The sequence below is a fragment of the Streptomyces sp. NPDC127106 genome (assembly GCF_042677605.1).
Classification (GTDB): domain Bacteria; phylum Actinomycetota; class Actinomycetes; order Streptomycetales; family Streptomycetaceae; genus Streptomyces.
On sequence record NZ_JBHXTC010000093.1, the window covers coordinates 12,248 to 15,952 of the forward strand.

4 protein-coding genes are annotated in these 3,705 nt (G+C 72.7%); 3 read left to right on the plus strand and 1 reads right to left on the minus strand.

The window, feature by feature from the left end:
• Positions 1–52 precede the first annotated feature (52 nt).
• A complete protein-coding gene (gene mmpB, locus ACFVGY_RS36330; protein ID WP_385686419.1) occupies positions 53–184 on the plus strand; it encodes a morphogenic membrane protein MmpB in 132 nt (43 codons plus the stop codon).
• A gap of 23 nt (positions 185–207) precedes the next feature.
• Positions 208–822 carry a Maf family protein gene (locus tag ACFVGY_RS36335; protein ID WP_385686422.1) on the plus strand — a complete coding sequence of 205 codons (615 nt, stop codon included), beginning with the start codon at positions 208–210 and terminating at the stop codon, positions 820–822.
• Here the strand turns inward: ACFVGY_RS36335 and ACFVGY_RS36340 are convergent.
• Positions 803–1,261 carry a hypothetical protein gene (locus tag ACFVGY_RS36340; protein WP_385686425.1) on the minus strand — a complete coding sequence of 153 codons (459 nt, stop codon included), beginning with the start codon at positions 1,259–1,261 and terminating at the stop codon, positions 803–805. The two genes, ACFVGY_RS36335 and ACFVGY_RS36340, sit on opposite strands and share 20 nt — an antisense overlap.
• A gap of 402 nt (positions 1,262–1,663) precedes the next feature.
• On the opposite strand from ACFVGY_RS36340, the gene ACFVGY_RS36345 reads away from it, so the two are divergent.
• Positions 1,664–3,427: an acetyl/propionyl/methylcrotonyl-CoA carboxylase subunit alpha gene (locus tag ACFVGY_RS36345; protein ID WP_385686428.1), complete on the plus strand. Its 1,764-nt coding sequence runs from the start codon at positions 1,664–1,666 to the stop codon at positions 3,425–3,427.
• Positions 3,428–3,705: the final 278 nt, after the last annotated feature.

Below are 3,705 nucleotides of genomic sequence, written 5' to 3' on the forward strand. Positions count from 1 at the left end.
CCTGAGTACCCGTACTCAGGCGCCGCCGGCCCCTCGGAAACAGAATCGGAGCATGCTCTGGTCCGACCCGAAGAACGAGCCGCCCGACGAGATGCGCGAGACACAGGCGATGCTCCGGCGGATGACCGTCGTGCTCGTCCTCGCCATGGTGGTCGTCGTGTACGTGCTGGGTGTGGGGTTCTAGACCGCCCGCCTACGATGACGGGCATGACTGCTGCCCAGGCCCCGGCCCACGCCCTCGTCCTCGCGTCCGCCTCTCCCGCCCGGCTCAACCTGCTGCGCCAGGCCGGGCTCGCCCCGCACGTGATCGTCAGCAACTTCGACGAGGACTCGGTGACCGCGGACTCCCCGGCCGAGCTGGCGCTCGCCCTGGCGGAGGCCAAGGCGGCCGTCGTGGCGGGCCTGGACGAGGCCGCGGGCGCCCTGGTCATCGGCTGCGACTCGGTGCTGGAGCTGGACGGCGAGGCGCTGGGCAAGCCCGCGGACGCCGCGGAGGCCACGGCCCGCTGGAAGGCCATGCGCGGCCGGGCGGGCGTCCTGCGCACGGGACACTGCGTGATCGACACGACGACGGCCCGCCGGGTCTCGGCGACGGCCTCGACGACGGTCCGCTTCGGCGAGCCGACGGACGCGGAGGTCGCGGCCTACGTGGCGAGCGGCGAGCCGCTGCACGTGGCGGGGGCGTTCACCCTGGACGGGCTGTCGGCGCCGTTCATCGAGGGCATCGACGGCGACCACGGCAACGTCATCGGCCTGTCGATGCCGCTGCTGCGCTCCCTGCTGGGGGAACTGGGCGTGTCCATCACGGACTTGTGGGCCTGAGCCCGGCGGGCTCCTGACCGGCCGCCGCGCGGCCGCCCCGGGCAGCCGGGTGGAGCGTCAGGGTCAGCACGATCAGGCACAGGATGACCATCGTCGCCGCGAAGGCGCCCCAGCCCACCGCCGAGACGGCGAGGGCTCCGAGCAGCCCGTGGGCGACGGCGGCAGCGATCAGGACGACGCGGGCGAAGCGGCCGGGCGCGCGGTCGCGTACGGCGGCCACGGCGAGCAGCACCGCACACAGCAGCAGGAAGCCCCCGAGGGCCGCCCCCAGCACGTAGGTGGCGACGGCCATGACATCGGGGTCCGAGCCGGCGATGGACATCGACTGGTTGCGCGTGGTGCTGCCCAGCACGAAGTGGACCAGGGCGAGCAGCAGCCCCTCGGCGGCGAGCGCGACGGCCGCCAGAGCGGCCACGAGTCTGCGCAGCACGGCATCCACGACGCCCCACCCCTCCCCTATGCGACCCCTGTGCGACCCCTAGGGCGACACGCCCGGTCGACGCCTGGAGGCTACTAACGGGTAAACGTAGGGACAAGAGGTGCGCGCCCGTTCGTTACGCGAGGGGGCGCGCCGCGGCCGCCCCGCAAAGAATCTGTGGGCCGTTCGTAGGGAATCCACAAAGAATCGCGGGGGGCCGCTGACCGGGTGGACAGAGACCGTGGCTATCTGACGGGGTTACTGTGCAGTCGGGGATCCCCCTGACCTGGGGCGCCACAAGGACTTTCGACACTAGAGGCAGCCTCGAATCACACTGCGTGTGGGCAAGGTCACCTCTGGGGAAGGGTCGAAAGGCCGTGTGGGCAGTCCCTAAACTCAGCTTGTTTCAAGGAGGGAGCCATCGTGCGCAAGGTGCTCATCGCCAACCGTGGCGAAATCGCTGTCCGCGTTGCTCGGGCCTGCCGGGATGCCGGGATCGCGAGCGTAGCCGTCTACGCCGACCCGGACCGGGACGCCCTGCACGTCCGCGCGGCCGACGAAGCTTTCGCGTTGGGCGGTGACACCCCGGCCGCCAGCTACCTGGACATCTCCAAGGTCCTGCAGGCCGCCGCCGACTCCGGCGCGGACGCCATCCACCCCGGATACGGCTTCCTCTCCGAGAACGCCGACTTCGCGCAGGCCGTCATCGACGCGGGCCTGACCTGGATCGGCCCGCCGCCGCAGGCCATCCGCGACCTCGGCGACAAGGTCGCCGCCCGGCACATCGCGCAGCGTGCCGGCGCCCCGCTCGTCGCCGGTACCCCGGACCCGGTCTCCGGTGCCGAGGAGGTCGTCGCGTTCGCCAAGGAGCACGGCCTGCCGATCGCCATCAAGGCCGCCTTCGGCGGTGGCGGCCGTGGCCTGAAGGTCGCCCGCACCCTCGACGAGGTGCCGGAGCTGTACGAGTCCGCCGTCCGCGAGGCCGTGGCCGCGTTCGGCCGCGGCGAGTGCTTCGTCGAGCGCTACCTCGACAAGCCGCGCCACGTCGAGACCCAGTGCCTCGCCGACAGCCACGGCAACGTGGTCGTCGTCTCCACCCGTGACTGCTCGCTGCAGCGCCGCCACCAGAAGCTGGTGGAGGAGGCCCCGGCGCCGTTCCTCTCCGACGCGCAGAACGCCGAGCTGTACGCCGCCTCGAAGGCGATCCTCAAGGAGGCCGGCTACGTCGGCGCCGGCACCGTCGAGTTCCTCGTCGGCGTCGACGGGACGATCTCCTTCCTGGAGGTCAACACCCGCCTCCAGGTGGAGCACCCGGTCACGGAGGAGGTCGCCGGCATCGACCTCGTCCGCGAGATGTTCCGCATCGCCGACGGCGAGGAGCTCGGCTACGGCGACCCGGTGCTGCGCGGGCACTCCTTCGAGTTCCGCATCAACGGCGAGGACCCGGGCCGCAACTTCCTCCCGGCCCCCGGCACCGTGACCAAGTTCAACGCGCCGTCCGGCCCGGGCGTCCGCCTGGACGCGGGCGTGGAGTCGGGCTCGGTCATCGGCCCGGCGTGGGACTCCCTGCTGGCCAAGCTGATCGTGACGGGCGCGACCCGCGAGCAGGCCCTGCAGCGTGCCGCCCGTGCGCTGGCCGAGTTCGAGGTCGAGGGCATGGCCACGGCCATCCCGTTCCACCGCGCGGTCGTCGCCGACCCGGCGTTCGCCCCGACGGACGGCACCCCGTTCAAGGTCCACACCCGCTGGATCGAGACCGAGTTCGTCAACGAGATCCCGGCCTTCGCCGCCCCCGCCGCGGACGAGGCCGAGGAGGAGCCGGGCCGCGAGACGGTCGTCGTCGAGGTCGGCGGCAAGCGCCTGGAGGTCTCCCTCCCGTCCTCCCTGGGCATGACCCTGGCCCGTACGGCCGCGGCCGGCGGCGCCAAGCCGAAGCGCCGCGCGGCGAAGAAGTCCGGCCCGGCCGCCTCGGGCGACACCCTGGCGTCGCCGATGCAGGGCACGATCGTCAAGGTCGCGGTCGAGGAGGGCCAGCAGGTCAACGAGGGCGACCTGGTCGTCGTCCTGGAGGCGATGAAGATGGAGCAGCCGCTGAACGCGCACCGCTCCGGCACGATCGTCGGCCTGACGGCCGAGGTCGGCGCGTCGCTCACGTCGGGCGCCACGATCTGCGAGATCAAGGACTGACACAGCCCCACGCGGCCTGACGGCCGCACCCCGAACGCCGGCGGTCGGCTCCCCGACCTCCGGCGTTCGCCGTCTCCCTCCCCGCCGCCGCATGCGGTCCCGGGCTCCGCCCGAACACGCGGGGCCCCCGCCCCACACCCCCCACACCCCGCACATCCAGCCCCGCCGGCGTTTGAGGCGCGGGGGTGCAGGGGGTCGGGGCCCCCGGGGGCGGCAGCGGGAGTGGGAGGTGGGGAGATGGTGTATCTCTGTGTGTGGATGTGGCTGGGTGGGTGGGG